Source organism: Gammaproteobacteria bacterium (genome assembly GCA_022450155.1).
GTDB lineage: Bacteria > Pseudomonadota > Gammaproteobacteria > Arenicellales > UBA868 > REDSEA-S09-B13.
Genome location: JAKUQR010000036.1, coordinates 1 through 19,793, shown reverse-complemented (window position 1 = coordinate 19,793; position 19,793 = coordinate 1). Strand labels below are relative to the sequence as shown.

At 53.1% G+C, this 19,793-nt stretch carries 19 protein-coding genes; 8 read left to right on the top strand and 11 right to left on the bottom strand.

The genetic code is table 11. The features are described 5' to 3' along the window. Positions 1-182 precede the first annotated feature (182 nt). Both MK323_14110 and MK323_14105 read right to left on the bottom strand, forming a co-directional pair. Positions 183-932: a mismatch-specific DNA-glycosylase gene (locus tag MK323_14110; protein ID MCH2483286.1), complete on the bottom strand. Its 750-nt coding sequence runs from the start codon at positions 930-932 to the stop codon at positions 183-185. A gap of 40 nt (positions 933-972) precedes the next feature. Beyond that, complete coding sequence (locus MK323_14105) at positions 973-1,974, bottom strand: arginase family protein (protein MCH2483285.1); 1,002 nt, start codon at positions 1,972-1,974, stop codon at positions 973-975. Positions 1,975-2,179: 205 nt separating this feature from the next. On the opposite strand from MK323_14105, the gene MK323_14100 reads away from it, so the two are divergent. Genes MK323_14100 through MK323_14090 form a run of 3 tightly spaced genes read left to right on the top strand, consistent with a single transcriptional unit; the run spans position 2,180 to position 4,444 of the window. Next, a complete protein-coding gene (locus MK323_14100; protein MCH2483284.1) occupies positions 2,180-2,803 on the top strand; it encodes an urea carboxylase-associated family protein in 624 nt (207 codons plus the stop codon). A gap of 11 nt (positions 2,804-2,814) precedes the next feature. Further along, on the top strand, positions 2,815-3,444 hold the full coding sequence (locus MK323_14095) for an urea carboxylase-associated family protein (GenBank protein MCH2483283.1): 630 nt from the start codon (positions 2,815-2,817) through the stop codon (positions 3,442-3,444). A 40-nt stretch (positions 3,445-3,484) separates the two neighbouring features. Further along, positions 3,485-4,444, top strand: coding sequence for an agmatinase (locus MK323_14090; GenBank protein ID MCH2483282.1), 960 nt, complete (start codon positions 3,485-3,487; stop codon positions 4,442-4,444). 158 nt (positions 4,445-4,602) lie between these two features. On the opposite strand, the gene MK323_14085 is transcribed toward MK323_14090, so the two are convergent. The 5 genes from MK323_14085 to MK323_14065 all read right to left on the bottom strand — a co-directional run bounded on the left by MK323_14085 (position 4,603) and on the right by MK323_14065 (position 8,540). Next, positions 4,603-5,229, bottom strand: a complete 627-nt coding sequence (locus MK323_14085; protein ID MCH2483281.1) for an urea carboxylase-associated family protein — start codon at positions 5,227-5,229, stop codon at positions 4,603-4,605. 95 nt (positions 5,230-5,324) lie between these two features. Continuing rightward, complete coding sequence (locus MK323_14080; protein ID MCH2483280.1) at positions 5,325-6,110, bottom strand: amino acid ABC transporter ATP-binding protein; 786 nt, start codon at positions 6,108-6,110, stop codon at positions 5,325-5,327. Positions 6,111-6,184: 74 nt separating this feature from the next. Continuing rightward, a complete protein-coding gene (locus MK323_14075) occupies positions 6,185-6,862 on the bottom strand; it encodes an amino acid ABC transporter permease (protein ID MCH2483279.1) in 678 nt (225 codons plus the stop codon). Positions 6,863-6,864: 2 nt separating this feature from the next. Beyond that, on the bottom strand, positions 6,865-7,554 hold the full coding sequence (locus MK323_14070; GenBank protein ID MCH2483278.1) for an amino acid ABC transporter permease: 690 nt from the start codon (positions 7,552-7,554) through the stop codon (positions 6,865-6,867). Positions 7,555-7,676: 122 nt separating this feature from the next. Beyond that, positions 7,677-8,540 (bottom strand): transporter substrate-binding domain-containing protein, encoded by an 864-nt coding sequence (locus MK323_14065; protein ID MCH2483277.1) that lies wholly within the window; start codon positions 8,538-8,540, stop codon positions 7,677-7,679. A 224-nt stretch (positions 8,541-8,764) separates the two neighbouring features. Between MK323_14065 and MK323_14060 the strand changes: the two genes are divergently transcribed. Next, positions 8,765-9,637: an EamA family transporter gene (locus tag MK323_14060; GenBank protein MCH2483276.1), complete on the top strand. Its 873-nt coding sequence runs from the start codon at positions 8,765-8,767 to the stop codon at positions 9,635-9,637. A gap of 21 nt (positions 9,638-9,658) precedes the next feature. Here MK323_14060 and MK323_14055 read toward each other — a convergent pair whose 3' ends face one another. Genes MK323_14055 through MK323_14040 form a run of 4 tightly spaced genes read right to left on the bottom strand, consistent with a single transcriptional unit; the run spans position 9,659 to position 14,768 of the window. Then, on the bottom strand, positions 9,659-10,219 hold the full coding sequence (locus MK323_14055) for a sarcosine oxidase subunit gamma (protein MCH2483275.1): 561 nt from the start codon (positions 10,217-10,219) through the stop codon (positions 9,659-9,661). Then, entirely contained in the window at positions 10,212-13,196 is a 2,985-nt protein-coding gene (locus MK323_14050) for a sarcosine oxidase subunit alpha family protein (protein MCH2483274.1), read from the bottom strand. Before MK323_14050 ends, MK323_14055 begins: the two co-directional genes overlap by 8 nt. Beyond that, on the bottom strand, positions 13,193-13,489 hold the full coding sequence (locus tag MK323_14045) for a sarcosine oxidase subunit delta (GenBank protein ID MCH2483273.1): 297 nt from the start codon (positions 13,487-13,489) through the stop codon (positions 13,193-13,195). Before MK323_14045 ends, MK323_14050 begins: the two co-directional genes overlap by 4 nt. A 10-nt stretch (positions 13,490-13,499) precedes the next feature. Continuing rightward, entirely contained in the window at positions 13,500-14,768 is a 1,269-nt protein-coding gene (locus MK323_14040) for a sarcosine oxidase subunit beta family protein (protein MCH2483272.1), read from the bottom strand. Positions 14,769-15,096: 328 nt separating this feature from the next. On the opposite strand from MK323_14040, the gene MK323_14035 reads away from it, so the two are divergent. The 4 genes from MK323_14035 to MK323_14020 all read left to right on the top strand — a co-directional run. After that, on the top strand, positions 15,097-16,392 hold the full coding sequence (locus tag MK323_14035) for an FAD-binding oxidoreductase (GenBank protein ID MCH2483271.1): 1,296 nt from the start codon (positions 15,097-15,099) through the stop codon (positions 16,390-16,392). Positions 16,393-16,532: 140 nt separating this feature from the next. Next, the gene (gene hpaB, locus MK323_14030; GenBank protein MCH2483270.1) at positions 16,533-17,984 is read left to right on the top strand and encodes a 4-hydroxyphenylacetate 3-monooxygenase, oxygenase component; all 1,452 of its coding nucleotides are present in this window, start codon (positions 16,533-16,535) and stop codon (positions 17,982-17,984) included. An 86-nt stretch (positions 17,985-18,070) separates the two neighbouring features. Then, positions 18,071-19,114, top strand: a complete 1,044-nt coding sequence (locus MK323_14025) for a hypothetical protein (protein ID MCH2483269.1) — start codon at positions 18,071-18,073, stop codon at positions 19,112-19,114. Continuing rightward, the coding region (locus tag MK323_14020) for a sulfotransferase domain-containing protein (GenBank protein MCH2483268.1) at positions 19,111-19,793 on the top strand (683 nt) is incomplete at its 3' end. The genes MK323_14025 and MK323_14020, both read left to right, overlap by 4 nt.

The following is a 19,793-nucleotide window of genomic DNA, read 5'->3' as shown; positions in this document are numbered from 1 at the left end:
ATCAAGTATCGATTTTACTGGCAAGCTACCCATTGACTGGGCACAGTCCCAACCTCAATTAACCGAGAGACCTGAGTAGTAGACTGGTTGTTACCGATCCGCTGTGACCTGTCACGGGGTTGATGCGATGCCATGTAATTGCGGCCGGCTTCAGTGAATGACTTGTGTAGTCTGCGTCGTACCTAGTCAGCCGCACCTACCATAGCGAATACGGCAGCCAGATGTTTAACCAGATCTTCCAGGCGGCTGTGCGCATTGAGCCCACTGGTGTGGGGCATGACATACACTGGACACCCGCCGACAGAGTCAGTCTGCCGGCCGGCAACCGCCTTGCGGTCGACCACCAGGCGCCAACCGCCCAGCCCGATGAAACAGCACACTGTGGGCTTTAGCCAGGCTGCCAGTCGTTCAATTCTCTCAAAACCGGCTTCGAATTCAGTGCGTTCAACTTCGTCGGCGCGAGCCGTGGTTCTGCGTACCAGGTCGGTCATCCCCACACCGTGGTGCGACAGCGCGTGACGTGGATCACGGTCGATACTGACCAGACCTGCCTTCAGTGCAGCCGGCCAGAACCGATTTCCGGGTCGGCCATAACCAATTCCGGTGTCTGCAGAATAAGGACTCGGATTCAGGCCAATGATCAGAACCTGCATATTCGGACCCACCGTATCCGGCAGACTGCGAATACGTTTCAGCCGCAGGACAAAGCCGGATGATTTTCTAACGACTTTCCCACGCGGTAAAAAGCCGGCACCAGTCACGAGATCCAAAGCCCGTTGGCGCGACCAGTCGGGCGCTGATCTCGCACCTAGATGAACTATAACCTCATCCTCTGGCGACAATGAAAGATGTAGATCGGCCAGGGTGAGGGGTAATTCAGTGGCAGGTCGATCGTGACCCAGAGAAAAGTATGGATTGCGGTTAGACCGCATCACCAATCAATGAACCTGGCCAGCACCAGGAGTCGGCTCGCTAGCTGCGTGCGGTCCGTTGTTTTGCACGCTCGGCCCGACGTTTTGCCCAGCGCGGCTGGCTGCAGAGCAGACCCAGAAACTCTATAACTGTATGCGCAGCAAGGTAGGAGGTGGTACCGGTCCCGACATCGAGTTGCGGATTCACTTCCACCAAATCAAATCCGATCACGTTAGCGTGTGTCGTCAACGCGGCCAGCGTGTTACGCAGTTCGGCATAACTCATTCCATTGGGCTCAGCCGAGACACACCCAGGTACGAGCGATATATCCAGCACATCGATGTCAACGCTGATGTAACAGGCCGCGTCCTTTGGAAGAATCTCAGCGACACCCTGACCGCCGATATCATGAAACTCACCCATCGTAATCACTCGGTTGCCGTCATCGATCGAAGCGTGGATCTGACTCTGCGCACTGCGCAGACTGCGGATACCAATCTGCGTCAAACTTTCAACATGCTGCAGCGGTTTGATGTTGCTAAAAGGATGTCCGTTGGTGAATTGCAGATCGTGTATGAACGGCGCGTAGTCGATGTGCGCATCGAAGTGCATCACATGCAGCGGTTCATTAAAGCCCCGTACAACCGGATAAGTCACGCCATGATCACCACCGAGCATCACTGGAAACGCGCCTTTGGCGAGGATCTTTCGCGTCATGTCGGTTGCGTTCTTGAAGGTGGTTCGTACTTCCGTGGGCCAGACGTCGACATCGCCCACATCGGCAATCAGTCCCTGGCCTAACTCCTCCGACAGATACTGAGTCCGTGTCTCCGGATCATAAATACTGCCCTCACGACCAAAGCGCAGAGAATGTTCACGTATAGAGCGTGGACCCATCCTGGAGCCACTCAGAAAAGGCGAACCCTCGTCGTGAGGTATACCGAATACCGCGATATCCGCGTTCAATTGGTCGAGATCTGTGCAAATCTGTGATCTGAGAAACGACGGTATACCCACAAACGGAAAGTCCAACCTGACAGGTGTGTCTTTAGTTTCGGTCATAATGAATTCAGCCTGATCTCCAGATTGTTTACCATACTTTAGCTGATCCTATTGTTGTGATTGCCAACTTCCAAACGCCTTGATCAGCTTAAAGTAAACTCATTGAAAATATTTTCGTTCCCAAGCAGCATCAAGCCGCTTGATATATCACATATTCCAATCGTGCTACCATGTTGGCCATAACCAAATTCAGTCAGTGAAACAAATGAGCACCCCGAGCACAACAGAATACCTCGTAAACGGTGGATTCGGCCTGGGCTTCACAGCAACATCTGGACAATACGTAACGATCGTTGATTTAGAGGGTGCACAAGCTGGCGATTTCGTTGCCATAAATCAGAATAATCCCAAAGAAGGGATCTCCTCAGTCAGAACCAGACGACACCTGAGATCTCTGTTTTTTGGCATTGGCGATACACTACTGAGCAACTATGACAATCCTATGCTGAAGGTTGTCCTAGACACAATTGGCGTTCATGATTCGACCGTTCCAGCCTGTGACCCGACACGATATTCAGTTGATTTCGGGGTACCTGGACATCGAAATTGTTTAGAAAACCTTCACGATGGTCTCTTGGCTCACCAAGAAATCGATATTCTGGATGTTCCTGAACCGTTTAACCTTTTTCAGAACAGTCCCGTCGTTGCTGATGGTCGCACTGGAGTAGTTAATCCATCCAGTAAAGCAGGGGATCGTATCGTTTTTGAGGTGCTCATGGATTTGGTATGTGCGTTGTCTCCCTGCCCTCAGGACATCATCCCTGGAAATGGGCTCTGCCCAACAGAGATGAAAGCGATTGTCAGTAATGACATACCGGGAAATAACTAATGCCGCTACTCATGAAATCACTGACGACGGAAGAGCTGCCTCCTGAGATTGCGGTTGAGATCCCGGGAGGCGAGGCGCGGGCTATCTACGCCTATCAAGGACAACTGCTCTCCATTGTCGATCTGTTCGGCCGACAGCCCGCCACTCTATTTGCAATTGTGAAAGACGATCTCCGGGAATTCTTATCTCCCCATCACACGCGTGTGTTCAGCAATTCTTTTCTCTTAACGCTGGGTATGCGCCTTGTAACCAATCGTCGTCGTCCAATCATGGTTCTGGGTGAGGATACCGTGAGCACCCATGATCTACTCTGGCCTGCGTCAGATGCTCGCTATCTCTCTTCACAGGGGTATACGAAAGTAACAGGGTGTGCGGAAAACGCGCAAAATGCTTTAAAGGAGCTGGGTATTTCATTACCGAAACTGCCGGATCCAGTTAATTTGTTTCTCAATATTGAATTAGACAATGAAGGAAATCTGACACCAAAGGAATTGAAGTCTTCTGCGGGTGATCATGTGTTATTTAGGGTGTTAATAGACTGCATTTGTGTGGTTTCATCAGCTCAAAAGAACGTAGGTGACTGGTCTGAAGGAGAAGCGACAGCGCTAAAGGTCAGCACGTCTAATGGCGTCCCTGGTTAGTCAGGTTAGTCCCACTTATAGGTCACGAAAATAGATCCTTATGAGCAACAACCTTACGGTCGCGCCGCGACGCGAGTTCCAGAGTTTCCATGACCTTCCCATTGTCCTTGATCTGGACAAGATAGATGCAGACATTGCAATTCTTGGCATTCCCTACGGGGCACCATATTCAATGGATGATGTAACAAACGATCAAACTAATGCGCCAACCCATATACGCCGATACTGTGAAAGAGCCTTACGAGGAATCGATCGTTGGGATTTTGATCTAGGTGGTCCTCTACTTGATGGGAGACTTATTAAAGTTGTAGATGTCGGTGATGTCCCAGGCAATCTCAATGACATCGATGAACACAACCGAAATGCCGAGAAAGTAATAGAGACACTACTCGACAGAAATGTCATGCCGATCGTACTTGGTGGAGATCACGGTGTGCCGATTCCGGTTCTTCGAGGTTTTAAGAACTGGGCTCCTATCACACTAGTGCATGTAGACGCTCATCTCGACTGGCGAGATCATGTTAACGGTGTACGAGATGGTCTATCGAGTCCGATTCGTCGAGCCTCTGAGATGGACCATATTGGAGAGATATTCCAGATTGGCCTTCGTTCAGCCGGGAGCGCAAGACCTGAAGAGATGGAGGCCGCTATATCTTATGGATCCCACCTTATTCCTGATATTGAACTACAGCAGATAGGCATGAGATCAGTTCTCGACCGTATACCAGATGAGTCAAATTACTATCTAACGATTGATGCTGATGGCGTTGATCCAACTATAATGCCAGCGGTAGCAGGGCCGGCACCCGGTGGCGTTACCTACGATCAGATGCGAACGCTCATCCATGGTTTAGTTGACAAAGGCCGGGTCGTCGGTATGGACATTGTAGAGATCACACCTAAGCGTGATTTGAATGGCATAACTGCGATTACTGCTGGGCGCTTTATCTGCAATCTAATCGGCAAAGCCGTTCGGGCAGGATACTTTCAAGATCGATAAACGATCACTACCCGCAAACCGTCGCCCCATGTAGAGTTCGGCAAATCCTTGGTAAGAATCTCGCCTATCTTTATGATAGGTGTAGCAACATCCCGCCTGTGCTCGGCAATCCATAACCCGAAGCCCATTTTGCAGTTTTAAATAGAAACCAAAACCCCTCAATCAATTATCTGGTAGTGGGCATTCTTTGGTCGCCCGCTATTGATTTGCACAATATCCTGAGGGCATGCCGAAAAGCACAATACCGTATCCATAAGAGCCCTAAACAGCACGAAGTCTCCCCGCTTTGATACTGTCGGCAATTGGTCAATTCCACCGGCCGAATCGACGGGGGTGTTCTGCCAAAGATTAAATGGACATGGTGTTTCTGTCGGTTTGAAACGCACGGCCGCAAGTGCCTCCCAAAGGTTATCAGTACAGTTGTCATGATATTCATGACACCCCAGTTGCTCGTAGCGAAACCGGTCACAGGCGGCCATCATAGTGTCGTGTACGCCGGGAGAGGTATCTTCGAGAAATTTGAGAATGTTCCGTCGTTGATTAGTAATCAGCGCGTCACCAGGCTTTGGTCGATAACGACCCAACCAAACCCGGCAGTGCTCCATCGACATAAACTCTCCCGGATTATTTGCATTAAAAGCCCAGAAGTCGACAACCTGACTACCATGAGTATTAATGATTTTGACCTTCTGCCCTTTACGCAGATGGGTTGCAGCACCCCGTCGTGCTGGAATCTTCATAAGCGTAGAACTACTGCCTTTAGCATTCTTTTTCTTAGCGGCCATCTGATGTCTCCTTGAAAAGGGATAACGCGATTAAGTATTAGGACTCAAGACAAAGTTGAAGTTAATAGTTTGACTGAACACTTCTAGAAACCAGCTTACATTACTCCAGGAATGTTCAGATTCATGTCCCCGAGTTGTTTCAGAAAAAATTTTAGTCGATCAGTTTCCGGATTCTGGAGTAATTGTTGGGGCGGACCGTCCTCCACAATCAAACCCCTGTCCATGAACAAGATCCGATCAGCAAATTTAGCTGCAAAGCCAAGTTCGTGAGTGACTATGATCATGGTCATTCCATCTTCAGCCAACTGCTGAAGAACACTTAGCACATCACCGACAAGCTCCGGGTCCAGAGCAGAGGTAGGTTCATCCATTAACATTAGAATTGGGTCCATTGCTAACGCTCGAGCAATGGCGACTCTTTGCTGCTGCCCACCGGACAATTGATCAGGTAGGGCGTCCGTTTTGTCGGATAAGCCGACTTGCCTCAGAAGCCGATACGCAGTTTTTTCTGCATCCTCTTTTCGAATCCGAAGAACAATTTCTTGCGCTCTGGTTATATTGTCTAGTACCGAAAGATGAGGCCAAAGATTAAATTGTTGAAAAACCATCCCCATACGAGACCGAGTTTTGTTTAGATCCTTGCTTGCTTGTGGACTCACCTTCCCGTTTTGGCCAATTCGAATACCGATCGGCTGCCCGTCCAATACAACCTTTCCGCTATCCGGCACCTCAAGCCAGTTAATCGTCCGCAACATGGTGCTTTTCCCACATCCACTGGGCCCAATAACACAAACCACCTCGCCGCGAGCAACGGAGAGATTAACTCCACCTAATGCTACGGTTTGGCCGAAGCATTTACGCACGTCGAATAGTTCGACCAAAGGCTGGATGTTGTCTTTGATGCTCATTCCCAGTGTCCGGAAGAAATTGGTGTGCTCATTCAGCCGTCCGTAGATCACGCGCTAGCAGGATCGCTTAATGATCGTCGTTCTAGACGTCGTTCATAAATTCTTAGTCCTGTGGCAATCAGTTCATTAAGACCCCAGTAAAGCAGTGTAATCACGATGAAGATTTCAAACGGTCGGAATGTTTGGCCCTGTACTATCAATGCAGACATTGTCAATTCCTGTACTGTTATCGTCGACAAAATAGAAGATTCCTTTACGAGAGAAAGTGTCTGATTACCGATAGGCGGGAGAATAATTCGCATTGTTTGCGGCAGCACAATATTGGTCATGCTTTGCCAGTGAGACATACCAATAGATCGAGCTGACTCCAACTGCCCCCGTGGAATTGCGTCGATTCCAGCTCGGATAATTTCGGCATAGTAGACACTGCCGAACAGGGCCAATCCAATGATGCCCACAATGTTTGCGGGGATCCGAATTCCGTAAAATGGCAACACATAAAAAAGCAGAAACACCTGAATCATGAACGGAGTATTTCTAAAAAGCTCAATAAAAGCTGTTGCCGATATCGAAATTATTTTAAATCTTGACTGTCGGCCAAAGGCCAACAATCCGCCCAGAGGTATGCCCAACAGTATGGCCCCAACAACAATCACAAGGGTCAGCTTGAAGCCATCTAAAATTAATGGCCACCAGTCCAAAATAATTTGGAAATCAAGATCCACGGCTAGAACCTACGAACCGCAAAACGGCGTTCCAAAAGAATAGAACTCCGACTGACAACGAAACAAATTAAAAAATAGAGAACAAATGCACCAGACAACACCTCTACTGGGTGGTAGTTGGCGCTGAAAATCTGCTGTGAGACCCGCATCATTTCGACGACTGTAATCATGGCCAACAAAGGTGTCGCTTTCAAAACCTGAGTGAATTCACTCACTAGGGGTGGGATGGTTTTCATAAATAGCTGCGGCAGTACCACCTTACGCCACAGTGGATAATTGCGAAGTCCCAACGCCCAGGCCGCTTCATATTGACCTTTATGGATAGCAGCCAGTCCACCACGCAAGATCTCTGTCACAAATGCTATGCTGTTAAGCGTAATCGCGACGATACCCGCCGTTACTGGACCCAAGTCTATTCTTAGTTCGCCAGGCCCTGGTAAAAAATCAATAGCCGGCAGTGCGTAATAGACCAGGAATATCTGGATCAGCAGTGGCGTACCCCGGATGAAACTGATGTATACCGCCAGAATGGCGTTTAGTAACCTCGATTGGCTGACCGTCCGAAATACAGTGATCAGGGTCCCAATCGTAAGGCTAAGGATAAAGCCAATTGCAGCTATTTCTATCGTGATTAAAGCCCCTTCCAACAAACGGGGCAGTGCGTCAATGGTGTAGGAAAAATTGAATTTCAACCGGAATTCCGCATGTCACACAGCCAAATTGAGTTGCAATCAAATTCTACAAATCAATTTGGCGGACGAGAAATAAATTCTCGTCCGCCAAATACTACGCTAAAAATAGTAAAGCTCTAAGATTACAGAGCGCCAGCCGGCAGGAACCCACTGTCAGGAATTTCCATCCTAAACCCGAACCACTTATCCTGGAGTTCGTGCAATTTTCCGTTATCTCGCATCTCAATAATCTTCGAACTGAGATAATCCCGTAAATCAGTGTCTTCGGGACGCGTCACCCAGCACATGTAACTCTTACCGGTCATTGCATCCAGTAACTCGAATACACCAGGGTGTTCTTTTACGACAACGGCAAGGTTGGGTAATGTTTGGACGACCACGTCAATTGCGCCATTGCCCAGTGCGAGATAGCTTTCAGGGTATGCAGTGAATAACTTGAGCTCTTTATAGCCACCTAGTCCTCTTTCTTTAAGCTTGGCTTCAAACTCTTTCGCAATTGCTTCTCCCGCTGATGCCAATTGGGTGCCGACAACTTTACCAGCTAAGTCATCTATACTTTTCATGCTATCGTCACCGGCCCGCTTCATGGTCCAAGTTGTACCTTCCGCAATTGGAACGGTGTAGGCGTACTTAACGACTCTTTCAGGTCGAATGCTCACACTAGTCGCAACAAAGTCAAATTTCCCAGCCAGCACACCCGGCAAAATTCCCTGCCAAGGCAAGTCAAGTTGATTTAGTTCTACACCTAGATCAGCAATGATGTAGTCGAGGATGTCTTTTCCGTATCCAACAATCTTGCCATCCTTAATAAATTCAAATGGGGGGAACGCCGCTTCAGTGCCGACAGTTGTTTTACCCGTCCGTTTTATTTTTTCAAGTGTCGTCTCTGCCGATGCGGTTCCGACAGATGCAAACAACGCCAGAACGGCTGCAATCAGTATAGTTTTGCTACTGAATACATCCCAACTCCTGCAAATCTTACCCATGGTAGTCTCCTGTTGTGTGATGATCTTTTGGCAGTGTGTCATACCAGACTGTTGTAGGTCACATATATCACAAAACTTAGCTACGCCACCAGCCTAGAATTGATTGTCTTGGAGGGCGTAGGCTCGACAGTTGAAATGACCGTTATCAAAAGGATAATTCAAGCCTTAACTATGCTCTGGCCCCACAAATTTCGGACCAACCTACGTTCTTGAAATTCCAACACATGCTGATAGCTGTTGCTGTGGCAACCATATTCGGCATAGGTGTCGTAATCACCAAACCGGCACTGGATCATTTCCCGCCTATGTTTTTGCTGGGCATGCGCTTTGCATTCAGCGCTGCAATATTGATTTGGTTCTTCAGGCCGCCCTGGGCAGACATGAAGAACATCTTCTTGGCGTCGCTGATCGGTTCAACACTGATGTACGGATTGATGTTCAACGGTCTTAAACTGATCGACGCCTCCCTGATGATTATCGTGGTACAGCTCCAGGTGCCATTCGCGAGTCTGCTGGCCTGGTTCGCATTCAAAGAGCGACTGGGCTGGCACCACGCACTGGGAATTGTTCTGGCTTTTGTCGGAGTCATTGTGATTGCCGGCTCTCCAAAGGAAGAGAGCGCCCTGACGGGCATAAGCCTTGTCGTCATGGGCGCGTTTGTCTGGGCTCTGGGCCAGATGCTGTTTAAACGCTTGTCCGGTATGGGTGGGCTTCGCCTGATTACCTGGGTTGCGGTGATGGCTGGACCCCAGCTGCTGCTGTGTTCGTGGATCCTGGAAGACGGTCAACTTGAAGCCGTATCCACCGCGACATCTGCCCACTGGCTGACTGTGGCCTACCTGGTGTTAGTGATGACAGTGATCGGCTACAGCTGCTGGTATTTTCTGCTGGCTCGGTACGGCATCAACCAGGTCGTGCCATTTCTTTTTCTGGAACCGCTGTCAGCGGTGGCGGGTGGGGTATTGTTGCTGGGTGAGGTGTTATCGACGAGCCGACTACTGGGAGGTGTTGCGGTACTCTCCGGCGTTGCGCTGATTACTTTTTTGAACCGACCAGACGGAAAACAACATCCCAAAATCACTGTCCGGCCGGGATGATAGAAAACGAAGCGGAATCAGTTATACAACCTCGACACCAAACTGTTCAGCAGTCTCCATCAACACCTCCCAGCAGGACAGTGCAAATCCCCTTGGCAGGAAAAGCTCAAATCCGTGTTCCGAGCGCCATAGAGTGACGGCCACATGATGTAGCGCCGTAGACACCACAGACCCGACTGGACATGTGCCATGCCTCAGGTCGACGGGCAGGTGACGATTCAGGCAGGTTGCGGCATCAGGACCACTGACCCGTACATGGGTTCTCGCATGAGATAAATCGAGCAAACAGCCCGCGTCGGGTGAGAGGTCGGCCAACGTTGTGCCATAGAGCCACCACTTGAGCGGTTCCACACGCAGCAGCACCCCTGCGCTGCCTGTATTTGTCTGGCCTGGGCCCGGCGCTGTAGCCAGACCGGCAGCCTGCGCCGCTTTCGCCCCCACCTGTTCGAGTGTCTCAGGCCAGGCCGCCACCTGCTGAAGCATTAAATTCGGCATATCGCACAAAATCACGCCGGTCTGGCCCTCGCGGCCGTGATAACCCCGGGTGTAGTCCCCTGCCAATGAAGACACACGTTCAGCCATAAAGCCGCTCTCCATCCGGATCAACCATGTGCGGCGAAACGATCTCAACCGCAACGTTACTTTTTCGTACCGGGTCGGCGGCAACTACTGATTTACCCTGCCACGCCTCGAGACCGCCGGCAATAAAACCGAGCCCGATCCAGTGGCCGAGTTCAGGCGAATGGGTAACGCCCGTGATCCAGCCATCGCCAAAGCCATGCACCGTATCAGCGGCACACAGAATTGCGCCGGCGTTGAAAGTTTCATGTCGATCACTGGGAAAGATACCGACCAGTCGCGGCCGGTCTTCGCGCGTGAGTTCCGGCCGCTTGCGAAGCACACTGCCGATATAGGACTTCTTGGTTGATGCCATGCGCCCAAGACCGGCATCCTCAATCGTGACCCGCCCGTCCAGTTCAGCGCCGGTCACATGGCCTTTTTCGATGCGCATCGCACCCAGCGCTTCGAGGCCATAAAGACAGCCACCCATCGGTTCAGAAACGCCCCACAATAAATCCATCGCCGCAGGCCCATAGTCCGAAGGCACATAAACTTCATATGCCAGCTCTCCAGAAAAACTGATTCGCGCAATACGACAGGGAATGTGGTTTTTGAGAACGGTCTCGATCACACCCATAAAAGGGAAGTTGCCATTATTGACACAGGCTGGATCCTCAACACAGGCTTCGAGCACAGTGCGGGAACACGGTCCGGCCACCGCGATACCCGCCCACTGTTCAGAGACTGAAGTTACGTGAACCTTCAGATCTGACCACCGGGTCTGCAGGAGTTCCTCCAGCCAGGCCATAACCGGCGCAGCATGCGCCGTAGTGGTGGTCATAAAGTATTCCGTCTCAGACAGGCGCCAGCTGGTGCCATCGTCCATGACCAGGCCATCGTCCCGAAGCATAATGCCGTAACGGGCTTTCCCGATCGCCAGCTTAGCGAACGCATTGGAATACACCCTGTTGAGAAAATCGGTCGCATCAGGGCCCTGGACCGCAATCTTTCCCAGTGAGGTCACATCGCACAAGCCGACCGTTCTCCGTGTTGTTTCGGCCTCGCGAACGTAAGCGTCGGCCAGGGTTTCGCCGTCACGGGCAAAGTACCAGGGCCGCTGCCATAACCCAGCTTCGGTCATGGTACCGGCGTGATCAAGGTTCCACTCGTGCAGCGGCGTTCTACGCAAAGGTCGGAAATGTCGGCCCACACTGCGTCCGCGCAACGCGCCGATACTGACTGGCGTATACGGCGGTCGAAAGGTGGTCGTGCCGACTTCAGAAATCTCCTTACCCAGGGCTTCGGCCATCAGCGCAAGCCCGATGATGTTGCCCATCTTGCCCTGATCGGTTGCCATCCCCAGGGTTGTATAGCGTTTGAGGTGTTCAACGGACACGAAGCCTTCGCGATGGGCCAGGCGCACATCTTCGGTGGTAACGTCGTGTTGCGGATCGATAAAACTCTTCAGCTTGCGGCCGGGCACCTTAACCTCATAGAGCGCTCGAATCGGCTGCTGCCATCCCCCTACAGGCGGCCGTGTGATTTTGTTCATTTGGCCTCGCAGCACCTGAATCGCATCGCCAGCTGCCGCCTGACCAGAAGCGACACAGTCAGCTGAATTCCAGACGCCGGCCGCCGAACCTGCCACCGAAATAGGTTCTGCACACTCAACCGCCAAAAAACAGGCCTGGGTACTGTCCCAAACGGGTTTCACTCCACGATGTGACAGCAGGTTGACCACTGGAGACCAACCACCAGAGACCAGAACGAGATCGCACGACTCGGTGGACGCAGCCCGCCAGCCGGTACCATCGGCTCTTGCGATCTCAAGTGCGGCAATATTTCCGCTACCGAGCACCTGCAATGGAGCGGTCCCACATCGAACTTCTATATTGCGCTCAGTCAGCTGCTGCATGTGTTCATCGGAGATCGCGCTGCGTGCATCCAGCAGCGTGACTTTTGCACCTGCCGAACTCAGTTCAACAGCGCCCTCGTAGGCAGAATCGTTGTTGGTCGCGATGATGATGTTTTCGCCGGGCAACACCGCGAAGCGGTTTAGATAGGTACGCGCGGCTGCAGCGGTCATCACGCCGGGCCGATCGTTATTGCCGAACGCGATATGCCGCTCGATCGCACCAGCAGCAACAATGGTGTACTTCGTACGCAACGTCCAGAATCGTTGCCTGGGTAGGTATCCCGGCGGATCGGGCAGGTGATCGGTCACACGTTCCACCAGACCTGCGACGTTGTAGTCATAAAGACCAAAGGCAGTGGTCCGTGTCATCACCCGAACACCGCTTGATTCCAGTTCCTGTACTGAAGGAATAGACTCAGACCCGCCACAGGGTGTCGACAGCTGTGCGCCGCCCAGCAAGTTATCCTGTTCAACCAGAACCACATCCAGGCCGGATTCCGCTGCCGCCCCGGCAGCTGCAATACCCGCCGGCCCGGCACCCACCACCAACACGTCGCAAAAAGCGTGTGCATGCTCATAATGGTCAGGATCTGGCAACCGGGAGGCCTCACCCATACCGGCTGCCCGCCTGATCAACCGTTCGTAGCGCATCCACATGCCGGTACCACTGCCCCATTCGAGCGGCGGGATACCCATGAAGGTCTTGTAGTAAAAACCCGCGGCGAGAAAAGGACTCAACAGATTGTTCACCGCGCCGAGATCAAAACGCACACTGGGCCAGGCATTCTGACCTCGTGCCTCCAGTCCATCGTACAGTTCCTGCATGGTTGCCTTAACGTTGGGTTCAGTACGATCTCCACTGCCCACGGTTACGATTGCACCGGATTCTTCCACCCCGGCTGACATCACACTGCGCGGTCGGTGGTATTTAAAGCTGCGGCCGATCACCTCTTCGCGGTTTGCTATCAGCGCGGAAGCGAGCGTATCGCCTGAGTAACCCGTTCGTGTTTTACCGTCCCAGGTAAAGGTTATCGGTCTGCCACGATCTATCTGTCCGCCGGTGGCTAAGCGCCGTGTGCTCATACCTCACCACCCTTGTCCGAGGCGAGCGCCTGCGCAATACCTTCGTGTGCCGGTCTTATACTGTGAATCTCGTGGGTCGTGGTATCGCGTTCGACCACGATCCACATGCGACAGCCTTGGAGGTGCTGCCAGGTCTCAAACTGAACACCATCGATGTTCTCACGCTGAAACACAGCCTCCAGCCACTGTTCAGCCGGTGCGTCCAGGGGCGGATATTCAACAGAAGCATCACCACCATAGCTGAACTCACTGTGATCGCGCTTCCCGCAAAATGGACAGTTGATCCGAATCATTGTGCTGATGTCATCCGTGTCGTTTGGGATCGGGGCCGGCGCCACGTTCATCAAGATTGATGCCCTGCTCAAAACGCCTAAGGTTGTACAGCGCTATCACCGGATCAGGCCTGTCATTGGCAACCAGGTCAGCAAAAAACCAGCCCGATGCCGGGCTCGCCTTAAAACCGCCGTAATTCCACCCGGCATTCAGGTAGAGGTTGTCCAGCGGCGTTTTACAGATGAACGGTGACCCATCCATTGTCATATCCATGACACCGGACCAGTGACGCAGTAGCCGAACCCGGGACAGGCAGGGCAGGATCGAAGTGGCACACTCCGCCACATCCTGCACAATGGGGAGGTTCCCGCGCTGGGCATAGGATTTATACCAGTCCAGATCACCGCCAAACACCATGCCGCCCTTGTCCGATTGCGAGATATAAAAATGGGCGCCCCCAACCCCGAATACCACCACCTGATCAAGCAGGGGTTTCAGAGGCTCTGATATAAAGGCTTGCAGTTTGTGGGTTTCGATGGGTAATTTACCCAGCCCCGCCATGCGCCACAGGCGAGAGGTGTTGCCGGCTACCGCAAAACCGACTTTCTTCGCACGTATGATGCCGCGCACGGTTTCGATACCTGTCACCTTGCCGGCTTCCCGCAGTACTCCGGTGACTTCACAGTTCTGAAGAATGTCGATGCCACGTTGATCCGCCGCCCTGGCATAACCCCAGGCAACCGCATCATGTCGGGCATTGCCGGCGCGCAGTTGGGCGGACGCACCAATGATCGGAAATCGTGCGTCGGGCCCGTAATTCAGATGGGGTATTTTGCTTTTGAGCGTCGGCAGGTCCCAGAGTTCGCCGTCTGAACCGGTCAATCGCAGGGTGTTATAGCGCCGCGCTGCAGCGTCGCGGGCTGCCGGGCTGTGCAGCAAGGTCACATGAGCCCGCTGGCTGAACATCACGTTGTAGTTCAGATCGTGGCTCAGATTTTCCCAGAGCGTCAGAGAATGTTCATAAAAAGGCCGATTGCCCGGCAGCATGTAGTTGGAACGAATAATCGTGGTGTTACGCCCAGCATTACCGCTGCCAAGCCAGCCCTTTTCCACTACGGCCACGTTGGTGATGCCGTGATTGCGGGCCAAATAGTAAGCGGTTGCGAGCCCGTGCAGACCGGCACCGACAATGATCACGTCGTACTGGGCCTTGGGCTCCGGATCACGCCAGACACGATCCCAGTTTTTCTGCCCGGTTAAGCCGTTCAGAAAAACACTCCAGGCAGAATATCGTTTCACGTTGTCTTCATGCGGGTTCAGTCAAAAGGTCCGTGGTTGCCAATGGTATTCAAATGGTCCGGCATTGAACCGGACAACCGGTCGGTAAATGTAGTCGTGGCCGGATATGTCGAAAAGACCCAATACCATACCGGCAGTTTGACAGCATCCGATCTACCCTCTCGACTTCCAGCCAGCCACGCGAACTGATTAATGGCCGAAACACAGTCTAGCGGCATCGCCCGGCGATTCAAAATCCGTGGCGATTGGCTCTGACCAGTATTTGAGCGCGGCCACAAAACTGATATAACAGCAACGCACCGGTCGTTTCCTAGACGAACAAGCCGATATGAACCAATCAATTTTCAGCGATGATTTCAAGCCGGAGTCCTACTGGTGGGATCGCACCCCCCGGCCGGATCCGCTCGACGCGTCTTTGCCGGACCAGGCGGATGTCGTGATCGTGGGCTCTGGCTATACCGGGCTGAATGCCGGGCTGGTAACCGCCCGGGGCGGGCTGTCAACCGTCGCCGTAGACACAGAGCAACCGGGCTGGGGCTGCAGTTCACGAAACGGTGGACAGGTGAGCGGCGAAGTCAAACCCAGCTACACGGCACTGGCCCGTCTGTACGGTTCGGCGCAGGCTTACGCGATCATCGCCGAAGCACGCAACGCACTGGGCTGGATCGGCGACTTTATCGACAATGAAGACATCGACTGTGACTACCGGCGCTGTGGCCGATTTCATGCTGCCCACAGTGCACGGCAATACGCCGCACAGAAACAGGAATTCACGCACCAGGTCAACGGGCTTGAACGAGACGGCCACCTCGTCGACAAAGCACAAATCGGATCCGAAATTGATTCCCCGTTTTACCATGGTGGGCTGGTGATCAGTCAACACGCGTCGCTGGACCCTGCACGCTACCATCAGGGCCTGTATGAACGGGCACTGGCAAGTGGCTGTCGCGTCATCGACAGCTGTCGCGTCGAACACATTGTTCGCGATGCCGACGGTTTCAGGCTCAACACAACCAAAGGACCGATCCGGGCGGGTAAGGTGATCGTCGCAACCAGTGGCTACACCGGGCTGGCAACGCCATGGCACCAGAGACGGATTATTCCGATCGGCTCCTACATGCTGGCAACTGAAATGCTTGAACCGGATCTTGCGCACAGCCTGATTCCCAACGATCGGGTCGTCAGTGATACCCGGAAGCTGGTCGTCTATTATCGCCTGTCACCAGACGGACGCAGAATCCTGTTCGGGGGACGGGTTTCACACAAAGAAACCGACCCGGTACTCAGCGCAGGACCTCTACGACTGGAGATGCTCCGCATATTTCCACAGCTGGCTGATTCCAAGATTACCCACTCCTGGATGGGCTTTGTCGGTTATACCTTTGACAACCTGCCGCACCTGGGTGAGGACGACGGGCTCTTCTATGCAATGGGCTATTGCGGATCGGGCATCTGCCTGGCGAGCTATTTCGGCCACCGCCTCGGCCAACAGGTACTGGGTATCGCGGAGGCGACAATTGCGATGAATGGCCTGAGTTTTCAGACCCGTCCGTTTTATCGTGGCAACCCGTGGTTTCTCGGACCGGCAATCCGCTACTACCAGATCCGGGACCGGGTCAACTGAAGGGCTCATCATCTTGCTGAGTGTGTAAGTCACAGTCACGCTTTTCCCATTGCCCGCCTGTATTTCGGCACAGTTGCATACCACCCACCATTTATTTAACATGTTAAATAAATGGTGGGAGACCACTTGAGGAGTGAGTTATGGGCGCCCGTACCGGCACTGAGTACCTGGAAGGCCTTCGGCAGAGCAGCGCGGAAATCTGGCTCGGTGATGAGCGTATCACCGATGTCACCACCCACCCGGCCTTGCGGGGCTGTGCACAGTCTATGGCCACGCTATATGACATGCAGCACGCTGAAGATGTACGGGCTGAGATGACCTATCCATCGCCCACGACGGGAGACCCGGTCGGCCTGTCGTTCATCACACCGCGAACGCACGAAGACCTCGAGAGGCGATCGGGCATGATGTTCCACTGGTCCCGGTTCAGTGGTGGCATGCTCGGCCGTTCATCGGACTACATCAATGTCGAGATTATGGCAGCCGCTGCGGCGGCGGACTTCTACAGTCAGAATGATCCCCGCTTCGGAGAAAACGCACGCAACTACTACGAGCATGCACGGGAAAACGACCTGTGCATGACGCACACACTGGTGAATCCGCAGTCGAACCGCGCACTCACCGCAGGTGGCCATCCCAGCGCCGACGTGGCGCTTCGCATCGTTGACGAGAATGCCGATGGCATGGTGGTTCGGGGCGCCCGCATCCTGGCGACACTGGGACCGCTGGCTGATGAGATCATGGTGTTTCCGTCAACCGTGCTTAAGGCGGCATCCGATACCAAGTCATTCGCCTTTGCATTTACGATTCCCTGCGCTACACCGGGTATGAAATTTATCTGCCGGGAGTCACTGGCTTACGGCGAATCGCCGGTTGACCACCCTTTGAGTTCGCGGTTCGAGGAGATGGATACCATCGTCGTATTCGACGACGTTCTTGTACCGTGGGACCGAGTGTTCCTCAAATCAGATCCTGACCTGTGCAGCCGCCACTTTCCGGAGACCGGCTGCCTTGCCCATATGGCCCAGCAAGTGGCCATCAAGAACATCTGCAAAACGGAATTTGTCCTGGGTATCGCCTGTTCGATTGCCGAAGCACTGGGGTCCAGCGAGTTTCAGCATGTACAGGAAAAAATCGCGGAGTGCATGATCAACCTTGAGGTCATGAAAGCCTGTCTACGCGCATCAGAAGCCGATGCCAAGACCGACAAGTGGGGTGTGATGTCGCCTGACCGCGCACCACTTGACGCTGCCCGAAACCTGTTCCCCAAGCTGTACCCTCGCATGATCGAAATTCTCCAACTGCTGAGCGCCTCAAGCCTGATGATGATTCCCCCGGATTCGGCCTTAAACAGCCCCGTCGCAGAGGATATCGACCGTTACCTCGCAGTTGCCAATCGGGATGCGCGCGATCGAATCAAGCTTTTCCGCCTGGCCTGGGATGTCGCCTGCAGTGCATTTGCGGGTCGCCAGGTGCTGTATGAACGATTCTTTTTTGGCGATCCGGTACGCATGATGTCCGTCCTGTACCAAACCTACGATAAGCAGCCCCTGATGGACCGCGTCGAGGAATTTCTGAACCGCGATAACTGATGGTTGCACTGACCGCTCTGATTGGCCACGGCTGTGGTAGCGTTACCTCTGGAGACAAGACTCAGACAGATCCGGGAGGGTAAAACATGCGGCCAAGTATCCATCTCGTAGGCAGTGTTGCCATGCCCGATTCAGAATCCGTTTTCAGGGCCCTCTCATCAGAACTCGCGCCCTGGCTTCGCCGGATTCCAGACGGCGAAACCGGCGAACGTCATCGCTGGATCTACTGGCAGCGCGAGATGCTGCTGTCTCATCTGAATATGGAGCTCGACCCCGACGCAACACCGCTGGCACTTTACCAGTGGGATGGCGAGCTCATACGCGAAACGGAGCTGGTACGCTTTAAGCCCGATGTAGATCCGTCGTCGGTCGTGTTTGAAACCGGTTATGCACCCGCCGCTATTGCGTCTTATGACGTTTTCAGACAATTGCGTGATGACGGTGTGATCCCGGCTGGTGTGCGCTTCCAGGTCTGTCTGCCCACCCCGATGGCCTCAGGCTATATGTATATCAGTCCGGCTTCTATCGAGGATTACCTGCCAGTCTATGAAAAGGCATTGCTGACAGCCCTCAGTTCAATTCTGGATGCAATTTCGCATCACGACCTTTCGATCCAATGGGACATTTGTCAGGAAGTGCTGATCTTTGAAGATTATTTTCCTTATCGCCCCGATGATTACAAACTGCAGATCTTCGATCAGATGACCCGACTCGGTGCACAAGTACCCGCCGACGTAGAGCTGGGCTACCACCTGTGTTACGGCACACCCAGGGATGAGCATCTGGTCATGCCCAAAGACACCGCGATTCTGGTCGAGGTCGCGAACGGGCTGGCCTCAAAACTTCAACGGCAACTGGATTTTCTCCACATGCCCGTACCGCGTGACCGTGTCGATGATGCCTATTACGCCCCATTGGCCAAACTTAAACTCCCGCCAGAAACAGAACTGTACCTGGGATTGATCCACCACCAGGATCACAGTGGCGATAAACAACGCATCGCAACTGCGCAGAAAGTGATACCGTCATTCGGGATTGCCAGCGAATGTGGCTGGGGCCGCACCGACCCTGAGCGAGTCCCCGGGCTGATCGAATCCCATCGACTGGCGGCGTCGAATTTGTATCCGTGAGTACGATCAACTACAACCGCTGGCGGGATATGCTGGTGACACCGGTGGATACGGAAAGATTTGAATGGGTACACCAGCACTGGACACCGCGAGACGATGACGTGTTTATCGCCAGTTTTCCCAAGAGCGGCACCACCTGGACGCAGCAGATCGTACGCCTGATCTACAGCGGCGGACTGATCCACGACGGCGACCCGGCTCTCCATGCCATCATCCCGTGGCTTGATGATTCGGAAGATCTGCCTGATCTGTCGGTCGTCGACACAATGAACTCTCCCAGGGTCTTCAAATCTCACAATCCTTATCATCTTTTACCGTGCAAACTGACCGAGTCCAACCGTCTGATCTACGTCACCCGTACCGCCAAGGACACCGCGGTGTCGATGTATTTTCATACCTTCGGTTTCAAGATGTACGAGTATGACGAGCCAATCGAACATTTTATTGGTGAGTTTATGGCGGGCCGAGTGGAGTACGGTCCGTACTGGACCCATCTCAGCAGTTGGTATGCGCAACACAAGCGATCCAATATCCTGGTCCTGCACTATGAAGACATGCAGCGTGATCTGGCCGCCACGGTCGCACGGGTTGCCCGTTTTCTGAATCAGCCGCTCACGGGAGACGCCATCGACCGAATTGCAGAACTGTCGACGTTCTCGAGTATGCAGAAAGACCCACG